Raw genomic sequence first — 1,201 nt, forward strand, 5'->3', positions numbered from 1 at the left:
TGTAGTGGTCTAATGAAACCGGACACCCATTTAGGCGAGAATGCTCGCCAGAACGAGGTGTCAGATGACCAAACAACGCCGTACCTTTTCCCCTGAATTCAAACGCGAGGCTGCCGACCTCGTTCTCAAGCAGGATTACAGCTTCATTGAGGCCAGCCGCTCGCTTAGTGTCGGGGAGTCGGCTTTGCGCCGATGGGTCGACCAGGTGCAACAAGAACGCACGGGCGTCACCCCGCAGAGCAAAGCGCTGACCCCGGAGCAGCAGAAAATCCAAGAGCTGGAAGCCCGAATTGCTCGCCTTGAGCGGGAAAAATCGATCTTAAAAAAGGCTACCGCGCTCTTGATGTCGGAAGATCTCGAGCGTTCGCGCTGATTGACCAGTTGAGCATCCACGAGCCGGTTGATTGGCTGTGCAAGGTGTTTGAAGTGACCCGCTCGTGCTACTACGCTCGGCGTCTCAGGCGCCGCACACCGGAAGTAGAACGCCTTCGATTGCGCAGTCGGGTGAACGAGTTGTTCACCCAAGGCCGCAGTGCTCCCGGTAGCCGTAGCATCATGGCCATGATGCAGGACGACGGCGAGCAGATCGGGCGATTCAAAGTGCGCAGCCTGATGCGCGAGCTGAAGTTGGTCAGCAAACAACCGGGATCGCATGCTTACAAAAAGGCGACGGTCGAGCGGCCCGACATTCCTAATATTTTGAACCGGGAGTTTGATGTGCCCACTCCTGACCACGTCTGGTGTGGCGATATCACTTACATCTGGGCTCAAGGGAAATGGCAGTATCTGGCGGTTGTCCTAGATCTTTTTGCCCGCCGTGTTGTGGGCTGGGCGTTGTCGGGAAAGCCGGATGCGGACTTGGTCATCAAGGCCTTGGACATGGCTTACGAGCAGCGAGGGAAGCCTCAAGGTCTGCTGTTCCACTCCGACCAGGGCTCGCAATATGGAAGCCGGAGTTTTCGTCAGCGCCTTTGGCGATATCGCATGCGTCAGAGCATGAGCCGGCGAGGAAATTGTTGGGATAACGCGCCGATGGAGCGGGTGTTCAGGAGCCTGAAAACCGAGTGGATACCGACCATGGGCTACACGACGGCCCAACAAGCTCAGCGGGATATCAGCCATTTTTTGATGCACCGGTACAACTGGATTCGACCGCACCAATTTAATGGTGGGCTGCCACCGGCTCAGGCCGAGAAAAAAC

1 protein-coding gene is annotated in these 1,201 nt (G+C 56.8%); it reads left to right on the forward strand.

The window, feature by feature from the left end:
• Nucleotides 1-64 precede the first annotated feature (64 nt).
• Nucleotides 65-1,201 (forward strand): IS3 family transposase gene (locus tag FIV39_RS32885; protein WP_146371716.1). Its coding sequence is split into 2 segments (ribosomal slippage), with 1,138 coding nucleotides annotated over them: nucleotides 65-317 and nucleotides 317-1,201; the frame shifts between segments, so codons are not numbered across the junction. This gene is flagged as partial in the annotation.

The organism is Pseudomonas grimontii (genome assembly GCF_007858185.1).
GTDB classification, from domain to species: domain Bacteria; phylum Pseudomonadota; class Gammaproteobacteria; order Pseudomonadales; family Pseudomonadaceae; genus Aquipseudomonas; species Aquipseudomonas grimontii.